Raw genomic sequence first — 26,288 nt, forward strand, 5'->3', positions numbered from 1 at the left:
GGCGAGCGGGCCGGGTCGTCGTCTCGTCGGAGGTCACGACGAGGAGGCCGCCCCGGCCGGGTCCGGATCAGGGACGGCGGGACCGCAACAACCGCTACCCGACGCCGTCGCGGCGTCCGACTCGTCGGCGTCGAACAGTCCTGCTCCCCCGCAGACACCGGTCTCGTTGAGCACCAGCTCCACGCGTGCGGCAGCCTCGTGATCACCGATCAGGGCGTCGGCGATCGATCGGACCTGCTCGTAGCCGGTGCGGGCCAGGAACGTCGGCGCGCGCCCGTAGCTCTTCATCCCCGCCAGGTAGAACCCCGGTTCGGGGTGCACCAGCTCGGCGGCACCGTGCGGGTACACGGTTCCGCAGGAATGCACGTTCGGGTCGATCAGCGGCGCCAGCCGGACCGGCGCCTGCAGCGTCGGATCCAGCTCGGTCCGCACCTCCGACAACCAGCCCAGCTCGGGCCGGAACCCGGTCAGCACGAGCACCTCGTCCACGCCGGACAGCGTGCGACCCTCGTCCGAGATCAGGACCACCGTCCCGTCGGCCACCTGCTCGATCCGCTCGGTGCGGAATCCGAACACCGGATCCACCAGCCCGGCTCCGACAGCCTCGGACGCCCGAACCCCGAGCGCCCCGCGAGCGGGAAGCTGATCACCCTCGCCACCGCCGAACACCTGGCCGAAGCCCGGCCGGCGCAGCACCCACGAGATCCGGGCTCCCGGCTCCTCACGGGCGAGCGCCGCCAGGCCGGCCAACGCGGTCAACGCCGAGTGCCCCGACCCCGCGACGACGACGTGCCGACCGGCGTAGCGGGCCCGCTGCGCGGCATCGGTCAGGTCCGGGATCACGGCCCGCACCCGCTGCGCGACCTCCGCCTCACCGACCGCGGTCAGACCGTCACCGCCGAGCGGATTCGGGCTCGCCCAGGTCCCCGACGCATCGATCACCGCTCGAGCCGCGATGCGCCGTCCGTCCGCGGTCCGCACGATCAACGGTTCGCTGTCGCGACCGGCGTCGACCACCCGGTCCCGGCCGCGGCGGGTCACTCCCACCACGCGAGCCCCCGTCCGCACTCGCTCCCCCAGAGCAGCGGCCAACGGCGCAAGGTAGCCCGCGACCCACTCCGCACCGGTCGGATAGGCCTCGGGATCAGGACTCACCCACCCGGTCGGGGCGAGCAGCCGCTCCGCGGCCGGGTCGATCAGCCAGCCCCACGGTGAGAACAGCCGGACATGGCCCCACTCCAGCACCGACGCTCCCGCGCTCGCCCCGGCCTCCAGTACGAGCGGCTCCACGCCACGTTCGGCCAGCTCGGCCGCCGCAGCCAACCCGACCGGGCCGGCACCGATCACCACGACCGGCAGCCCCGCACTCTCGTCCATCCCGCCTCCATCGATGCGCATCAATCAATCCGGCCGAATGTATCGACCCACATCGATGGACGCAACCATCGATCGTCGTCGATACTGGGCTCATGAGCGTGCTCCACACCGACTCGCAGGCAGCACAGCTCCCTGCGCACGACGCCACCACCTACGCGCACTGGTTCGCCTGCCTCGCCGAGCCGGTGCGGGTGCGCCTGCTGCACGCCGTCGCCACGGCCGGGAACCCGGTCCCGGTCGGCCGGCTCGCCGAGCTGGTGGGCATCAGCCAGGCGACCTGCTCGCACCACCTGCGCAAGCTGGCCGACACCGGCTTCGTCATCCTCCGCAAGGAAGGCACCACGACACAGGTCACGGTCAACCCGAACTGCTGCACCGGCCTGCCTCACGCCGCGGACGCCGTCATGGGCCTGCTCGCCCCCGGCCCCTGCTGCCCCGACGACATCCCCGACGGCGTCACCGTCCGCGCCATGACCGACGACGACTGGGACGCGGTGCTCCGGATCTACGGCGAGGGCATCGCCACCGGCCACGCCACCTTCGAGACCGACGTGCCCGACCGCACCGACCTCGACGCCGGCTGGCTGCGCGAGCACCGCTGGGTCGCCGAGATCGACGGTCAGGTCGTGGGCTGGACCGCCGTGCGCCCCGTCTCGACCCGGCCCGTCTACAGCGGCGTCGGAGAAACCTCGATCTACGTCGCCGACGGCTTCCGGGGCCGCGGCGTCGGCAGAGCACTCATCCGTCGGCAGGTCTGCGCCGCGGACGGCGCCGGCCTCTGGACCCTGCAGACCTCGATCTTCCCCGAGAACCGCGTCAGCCTCGCTCTGCACCGCGCTGCCGGCTACCGCACCCTCGGCGTCCGCGAACGCATCGGACAGCACGACGGTCGTTGGCGGGACACCGTATTCCTCGAACGCCGCTCCGATCACCGCAGCTGACCAGCGAGATTCGCCGTCACAAGGCCGTCAGATCCACTGCGACGATCACGCGATTCATGGGAGAACGAGCACGTGGCCGACGACTCGGTGGGTAGGCGGATCGCCACTTACCGACGCCGGGACGGGCTCGGCCGGGCCGCGCTCGCCGGTCTCGTCGGACGGTCCGAGTCGTGACCCGGGCATCGGGCAGCGGATGCATGATCCAGTTGTGGCACATGCCCGGACACCGGCGCAGCTCGATCTCCTGCCCCGCCCGTTCGGCGTCACGCTGTAGCCGCCCGGCGTCAGCGAGGAGGAGGGCCCGGGTGCCGACGAAGGCGGCGATCCGGCCGAGTCCACGCAGGTCGGCGTCGACGGGACTGACCTCGGGATCGTCCAGGGCGGTCCCCGCCGCATACCAACGCCCGGCCCGGCGCAGCCCCTCGATCCCCAGCACCGGGTCGCCCGGCGCGGGCGGGGGCGGTGTGAACGCTGCGGCTCGACGGCCCCGATGGGCGTGACAGGAACAGGTCCGTGTCCTCTTGCTCGTCCCCCTCCTCCTTCCGGTACCGCTGACCGTCATGGCCGTGCGCCATGGCGCCATGGGGGCCACCCTGGGGGGCGCTCGTCGCCGTCCCGGTCACCCCGGGGCTGACCCGGCTCGGCCACGGCCCGTTCGTCACGGCGACACCGAGCCTGCAGACGGCGATGATCCTCGCCCAGGTGTTCCTCGCCCTGGTGATGGCCACCAACCTCGCGGTCGTGGCCGCCCTCGACCGGTGCGACGCCACAGCGGACCGCCGCCGGCACGACGACCTGGAGAATCTGCGCCGAGCCGCCGACACCGACGGGCTGACCGGTCTGGCCAACCGCCGCCGCCTCGACCGGGACCCCACCACAGCCGGACAATCCAGGGGCGTCCGCGGCGAGCCGTTGTCCCTGTTGATTCTCGACGTCGACGAGTTCAAGTCCTACAACGACCGCTTCGGCCACCCGGCTGGCGACCGCGTCCTCGTCGTGGTCGCCGCAGCGATCCGGTCGACGCTACGGACCCCGACCGACCTGCCGGCCCGCTACGGCGGCGAGGAGTTCGTCGTGCTGCTCCCCCACACCGGTCTCGCCGACGCGAGCCGGGTCGAGGCGCGGATCCGGCACGCGGTGGGGGCACTCGCCGTCATTCACGACAGGGCCGCCCGCGGCACCCTGAGCATGAGCGTCGGGGTCGCGAGTGCGCGCCCCGACGACCAGCGGGCCGACCACTCCCGCCTGCTGACCGAGGCCGACCCGGCGCACCACCCCGCCGAGCGCGCAGGCCGCAACCGGTGAAGTGCGCCTGACCCGGCGTCGGCAGACATCCGCCGGGAACGTCACCTCCGCCCGGTGGCGGAGGTGATGGCGACCTCGACGGTCGGGTACCAGGTGAGCGCAGCCAACCTCCGCTGCGCGGCGGGCGACAGGAAACGCAGGTCGAAGGTCCCGGCCACGGCGAAGCCGATCCGACGACGGGTACAGGCATGAAGCGCGTGCGCGAGCGCCTCGGGGCCGCCTCGGCTGATCGTGTCCGACGCCGACACGTCGATGACGACGACGTCGAGCCGTCGGTGACCGGTCCGGGCCATCTCGATCTCCGCATCGAGGAGGCGCAACAACCGGCCACCGGAGGCCGAGTCGAGATGGCCCCGTGTCCGGATGACCGTCGTGCCGTCATGAGGGTGGGTCACGAACGGTCGCTCCGCGCCCGGTCGGGGCGGTGAGGTACGACCGCCGGGGGTCGCAGATCCGAGATTCTCCATGGTCGGCTCCCAGCACAGGTCCGTCGCGCGCGGAGCGCTCCGGGCGGAACGGCGAGCTTGTACTCAACCCGGTGCCGTGCAGCTACCCGAATCGTCGCGGCCCACACCTCACGGCACGAGCCCAGGACCACCCGGATTCCGCCCCGCCGCAACCCGCGACCGTGACGGGTGGCGAGATCGCCACGAGGTGGGTCTTCGGTGACCCGTCGCGGTTCGCGGGCCTGCTACCGCGCCGCACACGCGGTGCCGCCGAGCCGCACCCTGCGCGAACGTAGCCGAGGGCCCGGAACCCGATCCTCCATGTCCGTCCGCCGTGGGACTTCTCGCCCGCCGCGCCGCCTCGGCAGCGGCCACCAGCGGAACAGTGACCACGGATCCCACCGTCGTCACCTCCGACAACAAGGCTGACCAGCGGCCGGCCGAGCCCGGCGGCGACCGCGACGGTATTCCGTTGCCATGGAGCCAGGACGGCGCTGGGGCCGCCCCGCTGCACCACCGGTTCCTGCCGCGCCCCGGCAACTCGACCGGCGCCCGGTGACCGGATGCACCGCCGGTCTCGGCGATACTCCCCGCTGTCGCGGGTACAGGACCACGATGTGGACCAGGAGCCGGAAGCCCACGGGGGGCGAGCCCGTCAGCACGCCGCCCGGCCGGTCCGACGCCCGCGCCTGCGGTGCTCGGGCGACACGAGACCGCCTCTCGCGTCGGTACAACGCCGGCCTGCATCGGAGCGCGACCCGGGATCACGACATGGACCGTCCTCCGGCTGTGGTGCGACTGTCCGGTCCGCCGCGTTCGGGATGTCTGCCGGAACCGACCTCGGCCGCAGGTACCCGGCGGTAGGCGACGATGGAAGACAAGCCGAATCCCGGCCGCAGGACGTACTGGGGCGCGCGATATACCCGCAGCTGGTTCACGATGCTCGTCGGGGCACCCCTGGCGGTCGGCATCTACCTGTCGATCCTGCAGAACACGTCGGCATGGCTGGTGCTCGCGCCGATCACCGTGGTGATCATCGCAGCGCTGTGGCTGGTGCCGGTGGCGGTCGTCTCCGACAGGGGCATCCGGTTCGTACTGTCGGGCACGGCCCTGCCCTGGTGCCGGGTGGCAGCGGTACTCGACCCACGCCCCGGGGACGAGGTGGTGCGGCTCGAGCTGACCGACGGGCGCGTCGTCAGGGTGCCTGGCGTGCCGCCGAGCGAAGCTCGCTACCTCCGGACGCTGCGCTCCGGTGGGGCCTGAGCGCACGCGCCGCCACCCGCCGTCCGCTCCGCGTCGCGGTGCGGACTCGTACCGCCTGCAGCTCCGGAACACGCAGGGCTGCTGACGCGCCCTGCGCACGTGGTCAGGCAGTCGCCGGGCGTGGAGCAGTTCGCCCGGCGCCGTAGGTGAGGCGGCGCAGCAGGGCCTCGGCCGGCCCCCGCCGGCCCGCGCGATCCAGAGCAGCGGCGACGACCACGGTGGCCATCCAGGTGGCGACGGCGACCGCGGCAGCCGCGGCGGCGCCGAGCCGGCCGCCGAGGTCGAGCAACGCCGGCTCGGTGGCGACGAACCACACCGGCGACTGCGCGATGTAGAACGTCATCGACCGGCGACCGCAGGCGGCCAACGCGTTCGTGACCGGTCCGCGCCGCCGGCCGAGGCGGTCCGCCACGAGCGCGATCGCGGCCGTGAAGGCCAGCCCCCCGGCGACACCGGTCGCCGCGAACGTCGCCTCGGCCAGCACACCGGCCACGACCGAGTCCGGGGCCCACACACCCACCGCCTGCAGCGCGACCGGCTGCGCGCCCAGCACCGCCACCGGGAAACCGACCAGCACGACCCGGGTCAGGAGACGCCGGTAGCGGTCGGGTTGCTCGAGCAGCCGCATCCGGCCGGCCAAGACCCCGATCAGTACCGCGGGCGCGACGCTCAACCCGGCGAGGGGCAGCACCACGAGGGCAGACGCGCGCAGCACCGCGCTGTCGAGCAGGGTCGCCCCGACGGCCAGCGGAGCGTCCGCGGCGAACTGTTGCAGGGCAGTAGCAGACGCGACCCCGAACACGAGCGTGACCACGAACACCGTCCACAGCCGACGGCCCGACCAGGTCACCACACCGGCGAACAGCAGGGCGAACACGCCGTAGGAACCGATGATGTCACCGCTGTAGAGCAGGACGACGTGGGCGATGCCGAACACGACCAGCCAGGCACCGCGCCGCCGGATCAGCCGCCGCGCGTTCGCGGGGTCCCCGCCCGGGCCGGTCTGGCGCCGGGTCATCTGTACGAGGCCGTAGCCGAACAGGAGCCCGAACAGGGGCGCGGCCCGCCCGTCGACGACGGAGGTCAGGAGCCACTGCACGGCGACGTCCACCGGGCCGCCACCGGCAGGTCTGGCGAGCAGGTTCCCGCCCGCGTGCAGCATCCGGGAGTGGGCGAGGGCGATGAGCAGCAGCATCACCCCCCGCGCCAGATCCGGCGCCAGGAGGCGCTCCGAATCCGGTGTCGGGGAGACCCCACCGACCGCGGTCCGACGGGTTCGCGACATGGGACGCACGGTATTGATCTCATCCGATTCTGCGCATCGTTCCGGCGGAGGACCACGCCCCTACGAAGGGAGGAACGTCGTTCGCTCTTCGACCCACCTGTCATCGGCACACCGGCCCGGGTCCCGGTGCCGCGGTCCGTTCGAGCGCCGGGACGAAGGTCGGGGTGGTGGCCGGCCATGCCGGGGAGGCACGGGCCCGTTCGGGTCGCCGGTGCGGGCGAAGGCCCAGTAGGCGATCATCTGCACGTCCAGCTGTTGCCGGCCGGGTGCCAGTGTGGACGGTTGGCCGGCGAGGGCAAGGGTGCCTACGACGTCGGAGCCGTGGGCCGCGGTCGGGCGGGACACCGTCTCACCGCTCGGGGTGGTGCTGGGGATCGGAGAACAGGTAGGTCGAGACAGGTGCGGTACGGGCGTAGTCACGCTCCAGGCCGCCGTGGTCGACCAGGCCACGGAGTAGGAACACACCGGATCTCAGCCGACCCGCTCGCGGATGTGAACTCGTGTCCAATCCGATGGCGTAGCGGGTGCTGCCGGCCAGCCCGAGCGCAGCGCTGAGAGAGACCCAGTACGGATCGCGCATGGCCCCTCCATCTCGCGTCCCTCCTGCGGTACCGCGTCAGCGTTCGACTGAGCGCCACGGCGGACGTCCGGGCAGAGAGCCCTCGCCCACGCGAGCCGTCGAGGACAGCCCGACACGGCATGCACCATGCCCGCCGAGGTCCGGTGGGCACCACCTCGAGGGCTGAACCGCACCCCACACCGCGCGGGGCTCCCCCACACCCGTGCCGTCCCCGTCGTGCTTCCGGTACTCCTCAGGACGGTCGACCGGCCGCGGGCGCGACACGTGACCGCCTCGTCGACGTCCTCTACCCCGACAGCACTGGCCCATGCGGCGCTGACCGTCCTCCGTCCCTGGGGCGTCCGCGGCGTGCTGGCCGACTTCACCCTGCCGGCGCCCGGGCTGAACGGACCTACCCGAGCGGTGGCTCCACACCGGTCGTCTGCTCGATGGCCTCCACGAAGCGGCCACGCAGTTCAGATGACGTAGGCCTCGTGTGTCTCGGGCGCGAAGAGCTCAGCGGGGGCGAGCTGGCGGTCGGTCAGGCCCTGCTCGTATGCGTAGCGAAGGAAAACGTCCAGCGTCCGGCGGTTCGCATCGAGGCCGTAGGGCCAGAAGTCCCGGCCCAGCAGCGTTCGGATCCGCTCGACCTCGTCGTAGAGCCAGGGGACGGCGTAGGGGTTCGCCGCCGTTTCCGCCATGCGCGCCATCGAGAGCGACTTGGCCTGCTCGAACGCACTGAGCAGGGAACCGGCCAGCCAGGGCCGCGCCTCGTAGACGTCCCGCCGCAGGACCACGGTGTGCATGATCGGGAAGATTCCGGTGTCCCGGGCGTACTGCTCCTCGACCGCGCGGGGGTCGGCGAACAGGCGTCGTACCTCGGGCCGGCCCTCGAGCATCGGGCGTGGCGTGCGGGGCGCGTAGAGCGCGTCGATCTCACCGGTGACGAGCATGTCCACCAGCGTCCGGTCCGGAGCGATGGGTGCCACGTCGATCTCCGGCGGCAGGTCCAGGGCCTGCTTCTCGACCCGGCCCGGAGAGTGCATGCCACCGGTCCGGTACCGCACCGACGCCACCGGGACATCGTGCCGGTCGGCCAGGATCCCGCGGATCCACACCACGGCCGTCAGCTGGTACTCGGGCACGCCGACCGTGCAGCCGACCAGGTCCGACGGGTTCTCGATCCCACTGTCGCCGTTCACGTAGATGCCGTGGTGCCGAAACGATCGCGAGGGGAACGCCGGGATCGCGATCAGACCGCCGGCGTCCGGTGCGGCCGCGACTGCGGTCGCATAGGACCCCAGTGACATCTCTGCTGCGTCGAACTCCCGGTGCCGGAGCATCCTGAAGAAGGTCTCCTCGACCGGGAGGCTCAGATAGGTGAGGTCGACGCCGTCGGGCCGGACGGTGCCGTCGGCCAGCGCGCGGGTCCGGTCGTAGTCCCAGCAGGCCAGGGTGAGCGGGACGCGGCTCATCGGGGACCTCCGGGTCCGGGGCGCCCCGCGGCGCGTCGCCCGCTCGTCTCGCAGGTCATGTCTTCCTCGCAGATCATGTTCAGCTCCTTCGGGGGGGGCGGATCCGGGTCGGGCTCGTCGCCGTCGTTCGTGCGACTGCCGGAGTCGGTGAGCACAGCCGGGAGGGCGGGTCAACGACCGCACCGACGGAGCATCGCGTTGACCAGCGGAATGCCGACGTACACCGCCAGCGGGACGAGCACCATGCTGGTGACCAGGGACTGGGCGAGCACCGGCAACGTCGTCACGACCGGGCCGGCGGTGGCGGTGAACAGCAAAGAGAACGGGAACAAGCCGGCCCAGACCACCACGGCCGTCCGCCACCGGGGCGGCGCACCGGAAGGCTGCGCCCGGCCGACGGTGACCGGGGCCGGTGCCCCGTCGGTGAGCAGGTCGGCGGCAGCCAGGCACCGGGCCCGCGAGGCGCTCGCCTCCCAGACGGCGAGCGTGGCCGCGCTGTCGAAGACCAACGCGACCGTGACGGCACCGTCGTCGTGGCGCTCGACCTGCGAGTCCAGGTGGCCGAGGACGCGGGAAGCCTCGGCGCCGAGCTCCGCCGCCCAGGCGTGGAGCTGCTCGTGACGCCCGGGCAGAGGCCGGCGGGTGGCCGACACCGTCACCGGGAGCCGCAGCCTCTCCGACACGGCGGACTCAGCGGGCTGCCGGGGGCAGCAGCCCGGGCGGCAGCCCATACATCTGGTCCTGGACGACGTCCACGATCGCCGGGCCGTCCTGGGCCAGGGCCTTCTCCAGCGCCGGGCCGAGCTCGTCGTCGGCCGTCACCCGTACGCCGTAACCGCCCAGGGACCGGGCGAATTCGGCCAGGTCGGGATTGCCGTAGAAGACCCCGAGATAGCGCCCAGCATGCGCCGCCCGCTGCCGGTCGCGGGTGTTGCCGTAGGCGCTGTTGTTCATCACGACGTTGACGACCGGGATCGACTCCCGGACACAGGTCTCGAAGTCCTGGGCGACCATCCAGAAGCTGCCGTCCCCGCTGACCGCGACCACGCGCTGGCCGGGGCGGGCCAGCGCCAGCCCCATCGCGGCGGGAAGGCCCCACGCCATCGCCCCGCCCGCGGAGCCGAAGAACGACCCGGGGCGGTGCAGGCGCAGGTAGCGGTGGCTCCACGGGCCGAAGCTGGGCGCGTCCTGCACGAGCAGGACGCCGTCGGTGTCGGCGATCCCTTGCAGGGCGGACACCGCGGCCGCACTGCTCACGCCCCCGGCGGGATCGTCGTCGGCCAGCGCGGGCGAGGAGAGGGAGGACGCCCGTTCGTACGACTCCCGCAGAGCACTGCGGCGATCGGCGCGGCGCGCGGCCAGGTCCGGTGCGGTCCCGTCCACAGCCTCGGTCAGCGCCCGGGCGGCGAGCGCGACGTCGGCCACGATGCCCACCTCCGGCAGGTACACCCGCCCGAGCTCCTCCGGGTCGACGTCGACGTGGACCAGCCGGGTGTCCGACGACACCAGGGTCCACCGCTTGGTCGTGAACTCGGAGAACCGGCAGCCCAGCGCGACCAGTACGTCGGCGTCGCGGACCACGTCCTCGGTCACCGAGTGCGCGCCGTAGCCCAGCGCACCGAGGAACGCGGGATGGTCGTGCGGGACGGAGCCCTGCCGCAGCCATGTCGTGAGCAGCGGAGCTCCGAGCCGGTCGGCGAGCTCGAGCACGGCGGCCGGGTCCCCGCCACCACCACCGCCGACCAGCACCACGGGGCGCTCTGCGGCGCGCAGGAGCGCGGCCGCGTCCCGCACCGCCGCGGGAGCCGGGCCCGGCGGGTGGGTCCGTGAGCGCACGGCCGGGCGGACAGCGTCGTCCACGACGTCCTGCAACACGTCCAGCGGCAGCGACACCACGACAGGTCCCGGGCGGCCACCGACGGCCGTGCGGACGGCACGTTGCAGCAGCTCCGGTACCCGTTCCGCCTGATGGATCTCGACGGCCCACTTGCTCATCGGCCGGAACGTGGCGACGACGTCGGACTCCTCGAACGCGCGGCGCTCCACGACCCCGGCAGACACCTGCCCGACCAGCAGCACCAGCGGCACCGACTCGTCGTAGGCGTTCTGCACGGCGATCGCGGCGTTGGCCGCTCCAGGGCCACGGGAGACGAGACAGACCCCGACCCCCGCACCGGACCGGGACACACCATCGGCCAGGAACCCCGCCACCTGCTCGTGACGGGTCGAGACGAACCGGACGGCCTGCTGGCGGGCCAGACTGTCGATCAGGTCCATGACCGTCGTCCCCGGCACCCCGGCGACCAGGTCGACCCCCTCTGCGGCCAGGCACTCGACGACGAGGTCCGCCCCCGTCCGAGCCGTGGCCCCGTCCTCGATCTCCATGGATCCCCCTGTTGCCGGGCTTCCCGTGTGTATTGACACAGTCGAGAGTTTGGCAGAAAGTCCTTCTGCATCACAGAGGAAGTTTCCTTCCTGCGGCGAACAACCCCGAAGGGCGGGACCGTGCCGTCCCGGTCGCCGCGCGACCCACCGTCGGCGGGAGAGCCGTGTCCATCCACGTCATCGGCGTCGTGGCCCTCGTACTCGTGTTCATCGTGGGCACAGTCCGACCGGTCAACATCGGCGCACTCGCACTGATCGCGACATTCCTCGTCGGCACCCTCGTCGTCGGCGAGAGCCCCGACGAGGCGATCGCGGGATTCCCCCCCGATCTGTTCGTCCTGCTGGTCGGGGTGACCTACCTGTTCGGCCTGGCCGCGGTGAACGGGACCCTGGAGTGGCTGGTCGATCGAGCCATCGAACTGGTGGGCGACCGCCCCGTCCTCGTCCCGTGGCTGATCTTCGTCTTCTCCGCGATCCCGACCACCGCGGGCGCACTCGGCCCGGCAGGCGTCGCCATGCTGGCCCCGCTGTGCATGCGCCTGGGTGAGCGCTACGGGATCGACCGCCGGATGGCGGCGTTGATGGTCATGCACGGCTCGTGCCTCGGGAACTTCTCGCCGCTCAACGGCCTTGCGGTCATCGTCCGCCAGACCGCCGAGAACAACGGACTCCAGGTCTCCGCCGCCGAACTCTTCCTCGGCAACGCGGCGTACAACATCATGCTGGCCGTCGTGATCTACCTCTGCTTCGGCGGTCGCGACCTGCTGCGCCGACGTCACGAGCAGGCGACGAGCGCCGCCGCGCTCGTCCGCGCGGGCAGTGCCGGGACACATGTGGCCGATGGCGACGCGACGAGCAGAGCGGTCGATGCCGGGCCCGGTGGGGCGGCCTCGGGCACGACCTCCACGAAGCCGTCCCTCGACGTCCCGGATCGCACCCGGCTGCGCCTGGACCAGATGGTGACGCTCGTCGTCATCGTCGCCGTCGCCGTCGGTGCCCTCGTCCTCGACCTGGAGATCGGCTTCCTGGCCCTGATCGCGGCGGCGCTGCTGCACCTGACGTTCCCGTCCCGTTTCCAGCTGGCCGACAAGCGGATCGTGTGGTCGGTGGTGCTGCTCATCTGCGGCATCGTGACCTTCGTCGGGGCACTGCAGCGCTACGGCACGGTCGACGTGATCGGCGGCGGGATCGCCGCGCTGGGTGCGCCGCTGCTCACCGCGTACCTGCTCTGCCTGGTGGGCGCGTTCACGTCCGCGTTCGGCTCCAGCGCCGGCCTGCTGGGAGTCCTCATCCCGCTCGCGGTGCCGTTCCTCGTCCAGGGCGAGGTCGGTGTGACCGGAATGATCATCGCGCTGTCGATCTCCGCGACCGTCGTCGACTCCACCCCCTTCTCCTCGGTCGGAGCACTGACCCTGGCCACCGCGCCGGAGCAGGAGCGGCGGCCGCTGTTCCGCACGATGCTCGGCTGGGGCGCGGGGATGGTGGTGACGGCACCGGTGATCACGTGGCTCCTGTTCGTCCTGCCCACGAGCTGAGCCGACCCGGGGAGACACCTCCTCCTGCCGCACGTCGGCGACGACACGCCGCCGGCTCGTTCTTCCGGAAGGACTCACCCATGACCGTGTCCGACACCCCTCGCGCCGTCGTCGACGGCCGTTTCGAGGTTCTCCTGGGCGGTCGGCCGCTGGGCGGTACGGCCCGCTACGAGGTGGAGGACCCGACGACCGGCGGCATCCTGACCGACGCCCCGGACTGCTCGGTCGAGGACGTGGACCGGATCGTGGCGGCCGCCGCCGGGGCACAGCGCGCCTGGGGATCGCTCCCGCCGAGAGCGCGCGCGGCGACGGTGCGCGACTTCGCGGCTCTGCTGCGGGCACACACCGACGAACTCGCCACCCTCGACGCGGTCGATGCCGGGTTCCCGCTGCCGGTCATGCGGGCCGACGTCGACGCGGCGGCGACCCTGCTCGAGATCATGGCCGACCACGCCCTGGCCCTGGGTGGGGCGACCTACCCGCTGTCGGAGAACCTGCACTACAGCGTGCAGGAACCCTACGGCGTCGTGGGCCGGATCGTCCCGTTCAACCATCCGCTGTTCTTCGCCGCAGGGAAGGTCGCCGCTCCCCTGGTCGCCGGTAACGCCGTCGTCCTCAAGGCTCCCGACCAGGCGCCGTTGTCCTCGCTCCGAATGGCCGAGCTCGCCGCCGAGGTGTTCGGGCCAGATCTGTGCGCGGTCGTGTCGGGGCGTGGCGCGGTCAGCGGACAGGCGCTGGTCAGACACCCCCTGATCCGCAGGATCGGCTTCATCGGGGCACCCGACACCGGACGGCTCATCCAGCGCGAGGCCGCGGAGTCCGGCGTGAAGTACGTGACCCTGGAACTCGGCGGCAAGAACGCCCTGGTCGTCATGCCCGACGCCGACCTCGACGCGGCGGCGGCGAGCGCCGTCTCCGGGATGAACTTCACCGCCACCGCCGGACAGTCCTGCGGATCGACCAGCCGGCTGCTGCTGCACGAGTCGATCGCGGACGAGGTTCTGGCCTCCGTGGTCGATCAGGTGCGCGCCGTCCGGGTCGGGCACCCGCTGACCGACGGGACCCAGATGGGCCCCGTGATCGACCGCAGACAGTACGACAAGACGCTCGGTGCGATCCACGCCGCGACCGATGCCGGCGCCGAGGTGGTCGCCGGTGGCGGGCGCCCCGACACCGTCGGCGAGCAGGGCTGGTACGTCGCTCCGACCGTGCTCGCCCACATGGCACCGGACAACCCCGCTGCCATGGAGGAGATCTTCGGCCCGGTGCTCTCGGTGCTCACGTTCGCCGACGAGGCCGACGCGGTCGAGATCGCCAACCGCACCGACTACGGCCTCACTGCCGGGGTGTGGACGAGCGACGTCACCCGCGCGTACCGGATGGCCGGGCGACTGCAGGCCGGCTACGTCTGGATCAACGGCAGCTCCCGCCACTACTGGGGACTCCCCTTCGGCGGGACGAAGTCCTCCGGCGTCGGGCGCGAGGAGTCCGTCGAGGAACTGCTGTCCTACAGCGAGACCAAGGCCGTGACAGTCGCTCTGCAGGGCTGAACCCGGTTGACGCACCCAGAGCAAGTTGCTCTACTGGACAGAGATGGACTCTTCTAAGCAGAACACGCATCGGGGCGGCCCACGGGCGCCCGAGGGGACGGATCGATGACCGACCAGACCGACGTTCTCGACGCCGTGCGTCGCGGGATGATCCCCGCGCACGTCTACAACGACCGGGAGATCTTCGAACTCGAGAAGGAGCGCGTCTTCTCCCGCGCGTGGGTCTTCGTCGGGCACGAGTCCGAGATCGCCCGGCCCGGCGACTACGTGGTCCGCAGGGTGCTGGAGGACTCGTTCATCGTCACCCGGGACGAGCAGGGCGAGATCCGCGCGCACTTCAACATGTGCCTGCACCGCGGCATGCAGGTCTGCCGCGCCGAGATGGGCAACGCCTCGCACTTCCGCTGCCCGTACCACGGCTGGTCCTACCGCAATGACGGCCGGATCGTCGGCCTGCCGTTCCACCAGGACGCCTACGGCGGCGAGGCGGGCTTCAAGCGCAAGGGTCAGCGGCTGCTGCCGGCCCCGAACCTGGCCACCTACAACGGCATGATCTTCCTCAGCATGGACCCGCAGGCTCCTCCGCTGGAGGAGTTCCTCGGCGACTTCCGGTTCTACCTGGACTACTACACCAAGCAGAGCGCCAGCGGCATCGAGCTGCGCGGCCCGCAGCGGTGGCGGGTCAAGGCGAACTGGAAGATCGGCGCGGAGAACTTCGCCGGCGACATGTACCACACCCCGCAGACCCACACCTCGGTCGTGGAGATCGGCCTGTTCCGCGAGCCCAAGGCGGAGAAGCGCAAGGACGGCGCCACCTACTGGGCCGGGGCCGGCGGCGGGACGACCTACAAGCTCCCGCCGGGCACCCTGGACGAGCGGCTGCGCTACGTCGGCTACCCCCAGGAGATGGTCGACCGGATGACGCAACAGTGGTCGCAGGACCAGCGTGACCTCGTCGGCACCGACGGCTTCATGATCAGCGCGGCGTCGATCTACCCGAACCTGTCGTTCGTCCACAACTGGCCCCGGGTGGCCGAGTCGGACGACGTGCTGCCGTTCATCTCGATCCGGCAGTGGCAGCCGATCAGTGAGGACGAGACCGAGGTGCTGTCCTGGTTCGCGGTCGACGCCGAGGCCCCGGAGGAGTTCAAGGCGTTGTCCTACAAGGCCTATCTGATGTGCTTCGGCTCGACCGGCATGTTCGAGCAGGACGACGTGGAGAACTGGGTCTCGCTCACCAACACCGCCGCCGGCTCGATGGCACGGCGGCTCCAGCTCAACAGCCGGATGGGGATCCTCGAGGACGACACCGAGGTCGTCCCCCAGCTGACGCCCGAGCAGTTCCACGGCCCGGGCTCGGCCCACACGGGCTACAGCGAGTACAACCAGCGGGCACTGCTCCATCGCTGGGCCGACGATCTGGCGACCCCACAGGCGGCCGCCGGCACCCTGACCGTCGGTGAGCCCGAGGCGGTGACCCCGGCATGAACAACCCGACCACGACCGCACCGACCGGTCCCGGGACGCATTCGTCGCGGTCCGCCCTCGGCGGGCACGCCTCCCGCGTGCAGCGCACCGGGACCACCATCGGCTTCGGCGACGAGCGCCACCTGACGGCCCACCAGTGGCTGGTCGACGAGGCGTGGCTGCTCGACGCCCAGGCCTACAGCGAGTGGCTCGACCTGCTCACCGACGACATCCACTACCTGATGCCGGTACGGGTCACCACCGCCCTGGGCGCCGGTTACGACACCTCGCCGGGCATGGCCCACTTCGACGAGGACAAGTACTCGCTCTCGCGCCGGGTGGCCCGGTTTCTCACCGAGCACGCCTGGACCGAGGACCCCCCGTCGCGGCTGCGCCACCACCTGAGCAACGTGCGCACGTTCGCCGCCGACGACCCCGATCACCTGGTGGTGGAGTCGGCGACGCTGCTGTTCCGCAACCGGGGCGACGTCCGCGAGGGTTCGTTCGTCTCCGCCGGGCGCGAGGACCTGCTGCGCTCCACACCCGAGGGCTGGAAGCTGGCCCGCCGCACGATCCTGGTCGACGACTCGGTCATGCGGATGCAGAACCTGGCGATCTTCCTGTGACGCTGAGGTGGGAGGGCGAGCAGGCCGACGCGCGGGCCGCGCGCCGGGCCGCGTCCGAGCACGCCGAGCTGCTGGAGAACGCCGCCGGCGAGCCGATCACGGTGGCGAACGAGTTCGCCGAGGTCCGGGTGCGTCTGGTCCGCACCCGCAACGGGGCGCGGCTGCTGGTCGAGTCGCCCAAGTCCGGGCAGTGGGTCACCCTGTGCCCGCTCGAGCTCGAGTCGCTGACCTGGCAGAACACCGCCACGTTCTCCGCGATGATCGGCACCCCGTTCGCCCCGTTGATCCCCGACGAGGACACACCGCCCGCACCGAGCGGGGCCGGCTCGTGACCGGGTGGCTGGAGGGCAGGCGCGCCCTGGTCGTCGGGGCCGGGTCGGGCATCGGCCGCGCGGTCGTCGACGTGTTCCGGGCCGAGGGCGCCCGGGTCGCGGTCCTCGAACGGGACGCCGAGAAGTCGGCCGCCCTCGCGGCGGCCCGACCCGAGGTGCCGGTCACCGTCGGCGACGCGACGACCCGCCACGACAACGACCGTGCCGTCGCAGCCGCGGTGGAGGCCTTCGGCGGGCTGGACGTCCTGGTCAACTGCGTCGGGGTGTTCGACTTCTACCGCAGCATCACCGAGCTCGACGCCGACGTCCTGGACACCGCCTTCGACGAGATGTTCCGGACCAACGTCCTGAGCCACCTGCACTCGGTGAAGGCGGCGCTGGGTCACCTGCAGGAGTCCGGACGCGGGGTCGTGCTGCTCACCGAGTCGACCTCGTCCTACTCCCCCGGCCGCGGCGGGATCCTCTACATGTCCTCCAAGTTCGCCGTCCGCGGACTGGTCACCGCCCTCGCCCACGACCTGGCGCCCGAGGTACGGGTCAACGGCGTCGCGCCCGGCGGCACGGTGGGCACCGACCTCCGCGGACTGCCGAGCCTGGGCACCGCCGACCGCAGCCTCGGTGACACCCCCGGCCGGGAGCAGGAGCTGGCCGCCCGGGTGCCGCTGCAGGTGGCGCTGTCCGGCGAGGACCACGCCTGGAGCTATGTCTTCCTCGCCTCCGAACGCGCGCGCGGCATCACCGGCGGCGTCGTGCACCCCGACGGCGGAACCGGCGTCTCCGCGCCGCGAAAGCGTTCGTGACGAACCCGACCCACCCCACAGAGAGGACCACCATGGCCCGGCTACTGGCCGACGTCGAAGCATGCCAGGGATACGGCAACTGCATCACCGGCGCCCCGGACGTCTACGACATCGACGACGACGGCAAGGTCGTGCTGCTCCGGACGGAGATCGCCGACGAGGACCGCCCGCGGGTGCAGGAAGCGGCCCGCAGCTGCCCGGTCGACGCGCTGGGCATCGAGGACTGATGGACCGGACCACCGGCACCGTCGTCGTGGTCGGCAGCTCCGTCGGCGGTGTACGCACCGCGCAGGCGCTGCGCACCGAAGGATTCACCGGCCGGATCGTGCTGGTGGGGCAGGAGGCCGACCTCCCCTACGACAAGCCGCCGCTGTCCAAGCAGCTGTTGGCCGGTGTGTGGGACACCGACCGGATCACGCTGCTCGGCACCGCGGCCGCCGAGGCGGCCGGCATCGAGCTGCGGTTGGGCGTCGGCGCGGCGCGGCTCGACGTCGCCGGCCGGCGTATCGAGCTCGCCGACGGCACGGCGCTGGGCTACGACGCCGTCGTCCTCGCCACCGGAGCCGACGCCCGGCCCTCCCCCTGGATCGCCGAGTCCGGGGTGCACGTGCTCCGCTCGCTCGCCGACGCCACCACGCTGCGCCGTGACCTCGACGCGCAGAGCCCCGTGGTCATCGTCGGCGGCGGTTTCATCGGGGCCGAGGTGGCCGCGACCGCCCGCTCACTGGGCCGGGAGGTGACCGTCGTCGACCCGCTGCCGGCTCCGATCGGCCGGGTGGTCGGCGACGCCGTGGCCGAGCACGTCACCACGCTGCACCACCGGCACGACGTCGCCACCCGCTTCGGGGTGGGCGTGGAGGACGTGCACGGGCGGGCCGGAGACCTACGGGTACGGCTCACCGACGGCACCGAGCTCGGCGCGGGCACGGTGGTGGTCGGGATCGGCGCGATCCCGAACGATGCCTGGCTGCAGGACTCCGGCCTGCTGGTCGACGACGGCGTCGTCTGCGACGAGCACGGCCGCGCACCGGGATCCCCCGACGTGTACGCGGTGGGCGACGTGGCCCGCTGGTACCACCCCGGCCTCGAGGAGCACCGGCGCGTCGAGCACTGGACCAACGCCGTCGAGCAGGCCGCCGTCGTCGCGCACAACCTTGTGCACCCCGACGACCTCCGCGCACACCGCCCGGTCGAGTACGTGTGGAGCGACCAGTACGACTGGCGGATCCAGATCGTCGGACGGCCGGGTGCCGCGACCCGGCACGAGCTGCTCGGCGACCTCGACGGCGCGCAGGCGCGCGGCGCCGCGGTCTACACCGACGACAGCGGCCTGCTGTGCGGCGCGGTCACGGTGAACTGGCCGAAGGCGCTGGTCGTCTGCCGCAGGCTGATGGGCACTGCCGCGACGTTCGACGACGCCGTGGCCCAGCTCGCCGGGCTCCCGGCCCGCCGCGCGGCGAGCACGTCGTGACCGACCCGAGCACGGAGCTGGCCCCGCTCCGCCGGCAGGTCGCCGACGCCTGCCGGGTCCTGGCCGCTCGCGACCTGGCCCCCGGCTATCTCGGACACATCAGCCTGCGGATCGACGAACGCCGGCTGCTGGTGCGCTGCCGGGGACCGCAGGAGCGCGGGCTCGCCTGGACCACGGCGCAGGACGTGCACCTGGTCACGCTCGACGGCGAGCCGGGCACCCCGGACGAGCTGCAGGGGTGGGACCCTCCGAACGAGCTGCCGCTGCACGCCGAGGTGCTCCGGACCCGGCCCGAGGTCACAGCCGTCGTACACGCACACCCGGAGACGGTGGTCGCAGCCGACCTCGCCGGGCTGGGTATCCGCCCGATCATCGGCGCGTTCGACATGCCCGGCACGAAGCTGGCCCACGCGGGTGTACCGGTGTATCCCCGCGCGGTACTGATCCGCAACCGCACACTGGCCGCGGAGATGCTGGCCGCCATGGGCAGCTGCCCGGTGGTGCTGCTGCGGGGGCACGGTCTGACCAGCGCCGGCGCCGGCGTGCCGGAGGCGGTACTGAACGCGGTGTCGGTGGAACGGATCGCGCGGCTGTCCCTGACCGTCGTCTCGGCCGGCGGGCGGCTGCGGGACCTGCCCGAGGCCGACATGGCCGAGCTGCCCGATCTCGGCGGCTCGTTCAACCATGACACGGCCTGGCGGCACGAGCTCGCACGGTTGGCCTGACATGAGCGAGCACCGGAGTTCGGACCCGGCCACCACCCATGCCGAGTGCGACTCTCTGCACAGCAGACATCGCGTAGGGTCGTGCCATGGACGGAGTCGAGGGCTTTCCGCCCTCACCGGAGTACGGCGAGTCGCCGCGGTATCCGATCGAGTCGGTCGACAACGCGTTGCGGATCCTGCTGCTGCTCGGCGAGCGACCGCGGCTGCGGCTCACCGACGTCAGCCAGTATCTCGACGTCGCCTCATCGACCGCGCACCGATTGCTGATGATGCTGCAGTACCGCGGGTTCGTTCGGCAGGAGCCCAGCACCCGCGGCTACATCCCGGGGCCGACGCTGGACGGGCTCGCCTTCGGCGTCCTCCGTCGGCTCGATGTACGCACCCGCGCGAGGCCGGTGCTGGAGAGGCTCAACGCCGACCTGAACGAGACGGTGCACCTGGGCCGGCTCGAGGGCAGCGACGTGCATTTCATCGATTCGATCGAGAGCGGCCGGGCGCTGCGCGTCGGGGGCCGGCTGGGCCGGACGATGCCGGCGCACTGCACGTCCAACGGCAAGGCGATGCTGGCCACCCTCACCGAGGCGGACCTGTTCCGCATCTACCCCGACGAGGAGCTGACCCGCCTGACCCCCAACTCCGTGGGGACCCGCACCGATCTGGTGCGCGAGCTCGCCGAGGTTCGCAGCCAAGGTTTCGCGACCAGCCAGGAGGAGAGCGAGGAGGGCGTGAGCTCCCTCGCCGTCGCGCTGTCCTCCGGCCCGACGCCGCTGGCCGTGACGGCCTCCGCCCCGGTCAGCCGGATGACGGCCTGTACCCGCGAAACCGTCCTCGCGCAGCTGCTCGCCGCAGCCGAGGAGATCGACAAGCTCCTGCTCTGACGCTCCACATCGTGGGGCGAAAGACGTCCACACGATCGGAGACCGCATCCGCATGACCATCGAGTCCGTAACCCCGACGACGACCGACCTCCGCCAGCTGGTGGCCACGTCGTGCCGGGTGCTCGCCGCCACCGGCCACCACGACCTGATCTGGGGGCACGCCTCGGTCCGCGACCCGCACGGCCGCGGCGTCTGGCTCAAGACCGCGGAGTGGGGGCTCGACGAGGTCACCCCGGAGCGGGTGCACCTGGTCGACCCGTCCGGAACGGTGCTCGAGGGCGACGGCGCACGGCACAGTGAGTACCCGATCCACACCGAGATCATGGCGGCCCGCCCGGACGTCGGCGCGGTCGTGCACACGCACCCACCACATGCCGTCGCCCTGGCCGCCAGCGGGCAGGACCTGCGCCCGGTCAGCCACGCGGCCAACTACTTCGTTCCACCGGCGGTCCCGCGCTTCACCGATACCGCGGACCTCGTCCTCACCCCGGACCTGGGCCGATCGGTCGCGCTCACACTCGGCGACGCCCGGGCGGTGTTCCTGGTCAACCACGGCATCGTGGCCGTCGGTGCAACGCTGCCGGCGGCCACCGTCGCCGCGGTGCTGCTCGAGCAGGCGTGCGAGCAGCAGCTGCGCACGCACGCCGCCGGTGGATGGCCGACCTGGTCGCCGCCCGAGGAGTCGCTGGCCAAGCGGGACCACATCTACAACGACCGCGCCGTGCAGGCAGCCTGGGACTACCTCGTGCGCCGGTGGGGAGGCTGAGCCATGCAGTTCCATCTCGACGGCTACCGGACAGGCGATCCCCTCGTCGAGGACGCGCACCCGTGGGTACGGGAGCGGCCGTCCGGCCTGCCGGACGAGACCGACGTGTTGATCGTCGGCTGCGGTCCCGCCGGTCTCGTCCTGGCGGCGCAGCTGGCCAACTTCCCCGACATCCGGACGGTGGTGGTCGACCGCAAGGACGGCCCCCTCGAGGTCGGACAGGCCGACGGGGTCGCCTGCCGCACCGTCGAGATGTTCGAGGCGTTCGGCCTGGCCAACCGCTTGATCGACGAGGCGTACCGGGTCAACGAGGTCAGCTTCTGGCGTCCGGACCCGGAGGACCGGTCCCGGATCGTGCGCGCCGGTCGTGTCGACGACGTCGAGGAGGGCCTCTCCGAGATGCCGCACGTGATCGTCAACCAGGCCCGGATGCTCGCCCACCTGCGCGAGCACATGGAGCGGTCGGCGAGCCGGACGACACCGTTCTACGGCCTGCAGGCCGACGACATCGATATCGACACCAGCGGCTCGTCCGACCACCCGGTCACCGTCGAGCTCGTGCACCTCGAGGGCTTGCAGCCGACCGGCGAGTCCTCGACGATCCGGGCCAGGTATGTGGTCGGCTGCGACGGATCGCGCAGCGGTACCCGCCAGGCGATCGGCCGCAGCCTGGTCGGCGATCCGATGAACCAGTCCTGGGGCGTCCTCGACGTCCTGGCGGTGACCGATTTCCCCGATATCCGCCTCAAGTGCGCCGTCCACTCCGCCAACGACGGCAACATCCTGATCATCCCGCGGGAGGGCGGCTACCTGGTCCGGCTCTACATCGAGCTCGACAACGTCCGCGACCGGGACATGCTCCGGAACCAGGACGCCACCCCGGAGAAGCTCACCGCCGTGGCGAACCGGATCCTGCACCCGTACACCCTCGAGGTGCACGACGTCGGGTGGTGGGCGGTCTACGCGATCGGCCAGCGCCTGTGCGACAAGTTCGACGACGTCCCCGCCGGTGAGACCGACACCCGCCTGCCGCGGGTGTTCATCGCCGGCGACGCCTGCCACACCCACAGCGCCAAGGCCGGGCAGGGCATGAACGTGTCGATGGCCGACACCTGGAACCTCGGCTGGAAGCTGGGCTCGGTGCTACGCGGAACGGCCCGACCCGAGCTCCTGCACACCTACAGCCAGGAGCGCCAGGAGGTCGCCCAGGAGCTCATCGACTTCGACCGCGAGTTCGCCGCTATGTTCAGCGCCCGCCCGTCGGAGTCCGACGCTGCCGACGGGGACGGCGTCGACCCCGCCACGTTCCAGCAGTACTTCCGCGACCAGGGACGCTTCACCGCGGGCGTCGCCGTCCGCTACCCACCGTCGATGATCACCGCGGCCGGGTCGTCCCAGCACCTCGCCCCCGGGTTCCCGGTGGGGATGCGGTTCCACTCCGCCCCCGTCGTCCGGCTGGCCGACGCCGCACCGATGCACCTCGGACACGTCGCCCGGGCCGACGGCGCCTGGCGCCTCTACCTCTTCGCCGACCGGGCGGATCCCGCCGCCACCCGTTCCGCGCTCCGGCAGCTGTGCGAGGTCCTCGGCTCGGACCGGTCGGCACTGACGCGGTTCACCCCCGCGGGCACCGAGCCGGACTCCGTGATCGATGTCCGGGCCGTGTTCCAGCAGCACCACCGCGACCTGGCCCTTGACCGGATGCCTGCGGTCCTGTTGCCCCGCAAGGGCAGGTTCGGCCTGGTCGACTACGAGAAGATGTTCTGCCCGGACCCCGCCGAGGACGACGTCTTCGACATCCGGGGCGTGGACCGCGAGACCGGATGCATGGTTCTCGTCCGCCCGGACCACTACGTCGCGCACGTACTCCCCCTGCACGGACACGAGGAACTGACCGATTTCCTGTCCGGAGTCCTGCTACCGGCGCGATGAGCTCCGATCACCCGGTGCGCCAATCGGACGCCGAAGAGTCGACTGCCCGGTCGCGGTGGCGATGCTCACCGTCCACGCAATCCGAGCAACCGTGCGTCGGCGGGACGTGACCACCCCACCGCACCACACCACACCAGAATCACCCGACGGCACAACGATCGTGGAGCACGACCATGACCTCAGTTCGCGCCATGGAGCAACGTGCTTCACGTCTGCTCCACAATACGACCACAGTGGACTCCAGTGTGATCATTGAGGATGATCGTCCGAGGATCATCACCGTCGACGTATCCCCAGGTCAGAAACAGAAAAGGCGGCACCACCCGAAGGTGATACCGCCCGTTTCCGACAGTCGGGACGACAGGATTTGAACCTGCGACCCCTTGACCCCCAGTCAAGTGCGCTACCAAGCTGCGCCACGTCCCGGCCACCCCTCGCGGGGCACGTGGAACCTTACCGTACCCACGGCAGCATCCCACCGGGGGTGTCGTCCGTGGCGTCGACGCTGCGTACGAGCGCGACGGCCTCGAGCTGCGACCCGACGTCGAGCTTCGCGAGCACCGCCCTGACCTGCGTGCGGACCGTCGGGAGCGACACGACGAAGTGCTCGGCGATGGCGTGCACCCGCACCCCGCCGGCGAGCAGTTCGAGGACCTCCCGCTCGCGGCGGGTCAGGGTCGCGATGCGTCCGCGGACGGCGCGCTGACGGCGGTCCCACTCGACGTAGCGCTGCACGAGCTCGTCGCGGTGGGTGGTGTGCAGCAGCGACCGCCCGACGCGGGCCTCCCGGATCGCGACGACCAGTGCGGGCATCGAGGCCGTCTTCGACACCCAGGTGAAGCCGCCCTGGTGCAGGGCCGCGCCGATCCGGGTGGGGCTGGAGCTGCCCGAGAGGACGAGGACCCGCCACCCCTGGGCGCGCAGCCCCGGGATGAGCGGGATGGTGTCGATCCGGCGGCCCTCGGCGTCGCGTCCGAGGTCCAGGTCGAGGACCAGCAGTCCGGGCTCGACCCCGGCGACGGCGCGGTGCACGTCGACGTGCGAGTGCGCGGGGCGGAACGAGGCCGGTTCGCCCTCCGCGCGCAGGGCCAGCGCCAGCGACGACCCGACGAGCTCGTGGTCGTCGATGATCAGCACCGTCGCGAGCGGTGCGACCGTCTCCGGCCGGGGGTGTGACACCCGCCCGCCCCCCACTCGGGCGGGTGTCACGTCAGGGCTCCCAGCGTGAGCAGGCCACGCCCCAGGAGCGCGGTCCGGCGGTCGAGCGCCGCGACCTCGTTCTCGTACTCCATCGGCCGGGAGCGGAGCTCCCACAGCTCCAGGGCCTGCCGCCAGGCGACGTCGCGCGCCAGCACCACCGGGACGTCGGCGACGCAGCCGAGCAGCTGCTCGGACAGCGAGGTCTCGCCGGGGTCGTTCCGGTCGAAGCCGTCGAGCAGGCGGACCATGTGCAGCGAGAACACGTCGTTCACGGCCCGGTAGTCGGCCCGCTCGGCCGGGCCGGGTGTACTGCGCCCGAGGACCGTGCAGGTACGCACGACCGCGGGCGCCAGATCGAAGTTGACGTGCGCGTTCACCCCGACCACCGCGTACTCCGCCGGGGAGATCCGCTCGTGGTGACGGCGTTCCAGCAGCACCCCCCAGGACCGCGGCGGGGTCCCCCCGGTCGCCTCGGCGTACAGGGCCCGGAAGTAGCGGCGGGCGAACTCGACGTCGAGCCGGACCAGGAAGTCCCGGTCCGCGAACAGGTCGTCGTCGAGCTGGTCCCGGATGCCGCGGGTGATGCGCAGGTAGAGCCGGTTGAACGAGGCGACGCCGTCACCGGGGCCGTACTCGCACTCGAGGATCTCCTGGAGGTGCTCCAGGCGCGCGACGACACCGTCGATCGTCTCCGGTGGCGTCGCGAGCAGCGCTCCGACGCGCGCCCGGCCCGCCGGGGCCGTGCCCTCGCCGGAGGGCGTCTCGATGGTGGCCGTCATCGCCTGCCTCCGTGTCGCTCGATCCGGTGATCAGCCTGGTCGAACGTGCCCGGCGAAGGTATAGGGCGAATGACCTAGATGTCGGTGCGGTGCTCGCGGAGGACGGCCGCGGCGCTGGTGCGGTTGGTGACGTCGAGCTTGGCGAACACCGAGGCGAGGTGGGCGCCGACCGTCTTCGGGGTGATGAACAGCCGGGCCGCGATCTGCTTGTTGGTGGCGCCGTCGGCGAGGACCTCCAGCACCTCCCGCTCCCGGTCGGTGAGCCGGGCCAGCGGACCGTCCACGGCGACCGGGGCACGACCGTCCGTCACGACCGCGGCGAGCTCGGGCACCTCGATCCGGGCCCGGTGGGCGACCTCGGCGATCTCGCTGAGCAGCGGACCGGCCCGCAAACCCGCGGCGAGCCGGGCGGCGCGGCGCAGGTCCGCGGTGCCGTCCTCGGTGCGGCGGCCCGCCAGCAGCGCCTCGGCGCTGCGCAGCCGGGCGTAGGAGCCCGGGTAGGGCTGGCCGAGGCCGTCCAGCAGGTCGGCGACGCCTCGCCAGGTGCCCGGGTCGGACCCCGCGGTGGTCCGGGCGTCCTCGGCGGAGCACATGGCCTCGTAGCTCGCGATGACCCCGCGCAGCGCGGGGGCGGAGCGGTCCCCGCGGTCGAGGAGGTCGCGCCGGTGGCGGCGCAGCCGTCGCAGCCCGCTGGCGTCGGGGGGACGTCCGGCGAGGACGGCCTGGGCGTGCGCGCGGGCACCGTGCCAGAGCAGCGGCGCGACCGCGAAGACGTCGTCGATGCCGGACTCGACGACGTCGAGCCCCTTCCCGACGTGGGCGAACGCCAGCTCCGGGTTGCCCCGCCACATCTCCAGCCCGGCGCGCAGGATCAGCAGCGGCAACCGCTGCTTGGGCAGGCCCGTCGATCCGGCGATCAGCTCGGCCGCGGTGAGATCGACGTCGGAGCCGTCGAGGTCGCCACGGCCCATCCGCAGCCGGGCGCGGGCCAGGCGCAGCTCCAGCATCTGCGCCCCGGACGGGCCGGCCGACCATGCCGTCGCCACCTCCCGTTCGGCCTCGTCCCAGGCACCGGCGCGGAACAGCCCGTTCGCCGCCACCACCCGCAGCGACACCGACGAGGTCCGGCCCAGCCCCAGCCCGGCCATCCGCTCGGCTCCCGCCCGGGCCGCGGCGACGCCGTCGTCGAGG

Annotated in this window: 26 protein-coding genes and 1 tRNA gene; 16 read left to right on the plus strand and 11 right to left on the minus strand. The window is 72.1% G+C overall.

Going from position 1 to position 26,288, the window contains the following annotated elements; genetic code table 11:
* Positions 1–33 precede the first annotated feature (33 nt).
* Entirely contained in the window at positions 34–1,377 is a 1,344-nt protein-coding gene (locus AC0GKK_RS03395; RefSeq protein WP_489883149.1) for an FAD-dependent oxidoreductase, read from the minus strand.
* Between the two features lie 92 nt (positions 1,378–1,469).
* Here AC0GKK_RS03395 and AC0GKK_RS03400 point away from each other — a divergent pair, with 92 nt between their 5' ends.
* The gene (locus AC0GKK_RS03400; protein WP_489883150.1) at positions 1,470–2,318 is read left to right on the plus strand and encodes a helix-turn-helix domain-containing GNAT family N-acetyltransferase; all 849 of its coding nucleotides are present in this window, start codon (positions 1,470–1,472) and stop codon (positions 2,316–2,318) included.
* Positions 2,319–2,334: 16 nt separating this feature from the next.
* Here the strand turns inward: AC0GKK_RS03400 and AC0GKK_RS03405 are convergent, their stop codons facing one another.
* A complete protein-coding gene (locus AC0GKK_RS03405) occupies positions 2,335–2,901 on the minus strand; it encodes an alpha/beta hydrolase fold domain-containing protein (RefSeq protein WP_489883151.1) in 567 nt (188 codons plus the stop codon).
* On the opposite strand from AC0GKK_RS03405, the gene AC0GKK_RS03410 reads away from it, so the two are divergent.
* Positions 2,892–3,623, plus strand: a complete 732-nt coding sequence (locus AC0GKK_RS03410; protein ID WP_489883152.1) for a diguanylate cyclase — start codon at positions 2,892–2,894, stop codon at positions 3,621–3,623. The genes AC0GKK_RS03405 and AC0GKK_RS03410 overlap by 10 nt on opposite strands.
* A 41-nt stretch (positions 3,624–3,664) precedes the next feature.
* Here the strand turns inward: AC0GKK_RS03410 and AC0GKK_RS03415 are convergent, their stop codons facing one another.
* Positions 3,665–4,090, minus strand: a complete 426-nt coding sequence (locus AC0GKK_RS03415; protein WP_476654549.1) for an STAS domain-containing protein — start codon at positions 4,088–4,090, stop codon at positions 3,665–3,667.
* Positions 4,091–4,403: 313 nt separating this feature from the next.
* Between AC0GKK_RS03415 and AC0GKK_RS03420 the strand changes: the two genes are divergently transcribed.
* Both AC0GKK_RS03420 and AC0GKK_RS03425 read left to right on the plus strand, forming a co-directional pair.
* Positions 4,404–4,628, plus strand: coding sequence for a hypothetical protein (locus AC0GKK_RS03420; protein ID WP_489883153.1), 225 nt, complete (start codon positions 4,404–4,406; stop codon positions 4,626–4,628).
* 311 nt (positions 4,629–4,939) lie between these two features.
* The gene (locus AC0GKK_RS03425) at positions 4,940–5,332 is read left to right on the plus strand and encodes a hypothetical protein (protein ID WP_482637347.1); all 393 of its coding nucleotides are present in this window, start codon (positions 4,940–4,942) and stop codon (positions 5,330–5,332) included.
* Positions 5,333–5,435: 103 nt separating this feature from the next.
* Here AC0GKK_RS03425 and AC0GKK_RS03430 read toward each other — a convergent pair whose 3' ends face one another.
* From AC0GKK_RS03430 to AC0GKK_RS03445, 4 genes are all read right to left on the minus strand, one after another.
* Complete coding sequence (locus AC0GKK_RS03430) at positions 5,436–6,617, minus strand: DUF418 domain-containing protein (protein WP_482637346.1); 1,182 nt, start codon at positions 6,615–6,617, stop codon at positions 5,436–5,438.
* 1,035 nt (positions 6,618–7,652) lie between these two features.
* The gene (locus tag AC0GKK_RS03435) at positions 7,653–8,651 is read right to left on the minus strand and encodes a substrate-binding domain-containing protein (RefSeq protein WP_482637345.1); all 999 of its coding nucleotides are present in this window, start codon (positions 8,649–8,651) and stop codon (positions 7,653–7,655) included.
* A gap of 170 nt (positions 8,652–8,821) precedes the next feature.
* Positions 8,822–9,334, minus strand: coding sequence for a putative antibiotic biosynthesis monooxygenase (locus tag AC0GKK_RS03440; RefSeq protein ID WP_482637344.1), 513 nt, complete (start codon positions 9,332–9,334; stop codon positions 8,822–8,824).
* 7 nt (positions 9,335–9,341) lie between these two features.
* The gene (locus AC0GKK_RS03445) at positions 9,342–11,036 is read right to left on the minus strand and encodes a thiamine pyrophosphate-binding protein (protein ID WP_482637343.1); all 1,695 of its coding nucleotides are present in this window, start codon (positions 11,034–11,036) and stop codon (positions 9,342–9,344) included.
* 164 nt (positions 11,037–11,200) lie between these two features.
* Here AC0GKK_RS03445 and AC0GKK_RS03450 point away from each other — a divergent pair, with 164 nt between their 5' ends.
* From AC0GKK_RS03450 to AC0GKK_RS03505, 12 genes are all read left to right on the plus strand, one after another.
* Positions 11,201–12,571, plus strand: coding sequence for an SLC13 family permease (locus AC0GKK_RS03450; RefSeq protein ID WP_482637342.1), 1,371 nt, complete (start codon positions 11,201–11,203; stop codon positions 12,569–12,571).
* An 80-nt stretch (positions 12,572–12,651) separates the two neighbouring features.
* Positions 12,652–14,121 carry an aldehyde dehydrogenase family protein gene (locus tag AC0GKK_RS03455; RefSeq protein ID WP_482637341.1) on the plus strand — a complete coding sequence of 490 codons (1,470 nt, stop codon included), beginning with the start codon at positions 12,652–12,654 and terminating at the stop codon, positions 14,119–14,121.
* 105 nt (positions 14,122–14,226) lie between these two features.
* The gene (locus AC0GKK_RS03460; RefSeq protein ID WP_482637340.1) at positions 14,227–15,609 is read left to right on the plus strand and encodes a Rieske 2Fe-2S domain-containing protein; all 1,383 of its coding nucleotides are present in this window, start codon (positions 14,227–14,229) and stop codon (positions 15,607–15,609) included.
* Positions 15,606–16,214 (plus strand): 3-phenylpropionate/cinnamic acid dioxygenase subunit beta, encoded by a 609-nt coding sequence (locus AC0GKK_RS03465; RefSeq protein ID WP_073575176.1) that lies wholly within the window; start codon positions 15,606–15,608, stop codon positions 16,212–16,214. The genes AC0GKK_RS03460 and AC0GKK_RS03465 overlap by 4 nt, the downstream gene beginning before the upstream one ends.
* Positions 16,211–16,546 carry a hypothetical protein gene (locus AC0GKK_RS03470; protein WP_482637339.1) on the plus strand — a complete coding sequence of 112 codons (336 nt, stop codon included), beginning with the start codon at positions 16,211–16,213 and terminating at the stop codon, positions 16,544–16,546. The genes AC0GKK_RS03465 and AC0GKK_RS03470 overlap by 4 nt, the downstream gene beginning before the upstream one ends.
* Entirely contained in the window at positions 16,543–17,346 is an 804-nt protein-coding gene (gene hcaB, locus AC0GKK_RS03475) for a 3-(cis-5,6-dihydroxycyclohexa-1,3-dien-1-yl)propanoate dehydrogenase (RefSeq protein WP_482637338.1), read from the plus strand. The genes AC0GKK_RS03470 and hcaB overlap by 4 nt, the downstream gene beginning before the upstream one ends.
* A 32-nt stretch (positions 17,347–17,378) precedes the next feature.
* The gene (locus tag AC0GKK_RS03480; RefSeq protein WP_010223632.1) at positions 17,379–17,573 is read left to right on the plus strand and encodes a ferredoxin; all 195 of its coding nucleotides are present in this window, start codon (positions 17,379–17,381) and stop codon (positions 17,571–17,573) included.
* Entirely contained in the window at positions 17,573–18,817 is a 1,245-nt protein-coding gene (locus AC0GKK_RS03485) for an NAD(P)/FAD-dependent oxidoreductase (protein ID WP_482637337.1), read from the plus strand. Before AC0GKK_RS03480 ends, AC0GKK_RS03485 begins: the two co-directional genes overlap by 1 nt.
* Positions 18,814–19,542, plus strand: coding sequence for a 3,4-dihydroxyphthalate decarboxylase (phtC, locus tag AC0GKK_RS03490; protein ID WP_179760128.1), 729 nt, complete (start codon positions 18,814–18,816; stop codon positions 19,540–19,542). Before AC0GKK_RS03485 ends, phtC begins: the two co-directional genes overlap by 4 nt.
* A gap of 86 nt (positions 19,543–19,628) precedes the next feature.
* Positions 19,629–20,420 carry an IclR family transcriptional regulator gene (locus AC0GKK_RS03495; protein ID WP_482637336.1) on the plus strand — a complete coding sequence of 264 codons (792 nt, stop codon included), beginning with the start codon at positions 19,629–19,631 and terminating at the stop codon, positions 20,418–20,420.
* Positions 20,421–20,472: 52 nt separating this feature from the next.
* Positions 20,473–21,186: a class II aldolase/adducin family protein gene (locus tag AC0GKK_RS03500; protein WP_482637335.1), complete on the plus strand. Its 714-nt coding sequence runs from the start codon at positions 20,473–20,475 to the stop codon at positions 21,184–21,186.
* A gap of 3 nt (positions 21,187–21,189) precedes the next feature.
* Positions 21,190–23,118, plus strand: coding sequence for an FAD-dependent monooxygenase (locus tag AC0GKK_RS03505; protein WP_482637334.1), 1,929 nt, complete (start codon positions 21,190–21,192; stop codon positions 23,116–23,118).
* Between the two features lie 352 nt (positions 23,119–23,470).
* Here the strand turns inward: AC0GKK_RS03505 and AC0GKK_RS03510 are convergent.
* The 4 genes from AC0GKK_RS03510 to AC0GKK_RS03525 all read right to left on the minus strand — a co-directional run bounded on the left by AC0GKK_RS03510 (position 23,471) and on the right by AC0GKK_RS03525 (position 26,245).
* Positions 23,471–23,544, minus strand: a tRNA-Pro gene (locus AC0GKK_RS03510).
* A 27-nt stretch (positions 23,545–23,571) separates the two neighbouring features.
* Complete coding sequence (locus AC0GKK_RS03515) at positions 23,572–24,297, minus strand: LuxR C-terminal-related transcriptional regulator (protein WP_489883154.1); 726 nt, start codon at positions 24,295–24,297, stop codon at positions 23,572–23,574.
* A gap of 26 nt (positions 24,298–24,323) precedes the next feature.
* Positions 24,324–25,097, minus strand: a complete 774-nt coding sequence (locus AC0GKK_RS03520; RefSeq protein WP_489883155.1) for a DUF5995 family protein — start codon at positions 25,095–25,097, stop codon at positions 24,324–24,326.
* A gap of 74 nt (positions 25,098–25,171) precedes the next feature.
* Positions 25,172–26,245, minus strand: coding sequence for a helix-turn-helix transcriptional regulator (locus AC0GKK_RS03525; RefSeq protein ID WP_489883156.1), 1,074 nt, complete (start codon positions 26,243–26,245; stop codon positions 25,172–25,174).
* Positions 26,246–26,288: the final 43 nt, after the last annotated feature.

This window comes from Pseudonocardia sp. P-1 (genome assembly GCF_058111925.1).

What these genes read in the sequence shown, in the direction of transcription:
- AC0GKK_RS03395 (WP_489883149.1), bottom strand. Translation starts at nt 1,377, where the DNA reads ATGGACGAGAGTGCGGGGCTGCCGGTCGTGGTGATCGGTGCCGGCCCG.
- AC0GKK_RS03400 (WP_489883150.1), top strand. Translation starts at nt 1,470, where the DNA reads ATGAGCGTGCTCCACACCGACTCGCAGGCAGCACAGCTCCCTGCGCAC.
- AC0GKK_RS03410 (WP_489883152.1), top strand. Translation starts at nt 2,892, where the DNA reads ATGGCGCCATGGGGGCCACCCTGGGGGGCGCTCGTCGCCGTCCCGGTC.
- AC0GKK_RS03405 (WP_489883151.1), bottom strand. Translation starts at nt 2,901, where the DNA reads ATGGCGCCATGGCGCACGGCCATGACGGTCAGCGGTACCGGAAGGAGG.
- AC0GKK_RS03415 (WP_476654549.1), bottom strand. Translation starts at nt 4,090, where the DNA reads ATGGAGAATCTCGGATCTGCGACCCCCGGCGGTCGTACCTCACCGCCC.
- AC0GKK_RS03425 (WP_482637347.1), top strand. Translation starts at nt 4,940, where the DNA reads ATGGAAGACAAGCCGAATCCCGGCCGCAGGACGTACTGGGGCGCGCGA.
- AC0GKK_RS03430 (WP_482637346.1), bottom strand. Translation starts at nt 6,617, where the DNA reads ATGTCGCGAACCCGTCGGACCGCGGTCGGTGGGGTCTCCCCGACACCG.
- AC0GKK_RS03435 (WP_482637345.1), bottom strand. Translation starts at nt 8,651, where the DNA reads ATGAGCCGCGTCCCGCTCACCCTGGCCTGCTGGGACTACGACCGGACC.
- AC0GKK_RS03445 (WP_482637343.1), bottom strand. Translation starts at nt 11,036, where the DNA reads ATGGAGATCGAGGACGGGGCCACGGCTCGGACGGGGGCGGACCTCGTC.
- AC0GKK_RS03455 (WP_482637341.1), top strand. Translation starts at nt 12,652, where the DNA reads ATGACCGTGTCCGACACCCCTCGCGCCGTCGTCGACGGCCGTTTCGAG.
- AC0GKK_RS03460 (WP_482637340.1), top strand. Translation starts at nt 14,227, where the DNA reads ATGACCGACCAGACCGACGTTCTCGACGCCGTGCGTCGCGGGATGATC.
- AC0GKK_RS03465 (WP_073575176.1), top strand. Translation starts at nt 15,606, where the DNA reads ATGAACAACCCGACCACGACCGCACCGACCGGTCCCGGGACGCATTCG.
- AC0GKK_RS03480 (WP_010223632.1), top strand. Translation starts at nt 17,379, where the DNA reads ATGGCCCGGCTACTGGCCGACGTCGAAGCATGCCAGGGATACGGCAAC.
- AC0GKK_RS03485 (WP_482637337.1), top strand. Translation starts at nt 17,573, where the DNA reads ATGGACCGGACCACCGGCACCGTCGTCGTGGTCGGCAGCTCCGTCGGC.
- AC0GKK_RS03495 (WP_482637336.1), top strand. Translation starts at nt 19,629, where the DNA reads ATGGACGGAGTCGAGGGCTTTCCGCCCTCACCGGAGTACGGCGAGTCG.
- AC0GKK_RS03500 (WP_482637335.1), top strand. Translation starts at nt 20,473, where the DNA reads ATGACCATCGAGTCCGTAACCCCGACGACGACCGACCTCCGCCAGCTG.
- AC0GKK_RS03505 (WP_482637334.1), top strand. Translation starts at nt 21,190, where the DNA reads ATGCAGTTCCATCTCGACGGCTACCGGACAGGCGATCCCCTCGTCGAG.
- AC0GKK_RS03520 (WP_489883155.1), bottom strand. Translation starts at nt 25,097, where the DNA reads ATGACGGCCACCATCGAGACGCCCTCCGGCGAGGGCACGGCCCCGGCG.
- AC0GKK_RS03525 (WP_489883156.1), bottom strand. Translation starts at nt 26,245, where the DNA reads ATGGCCGGGCTGGGGCTGGGCCGGACCTCGTCGGTGTCGCTGCGGGTG.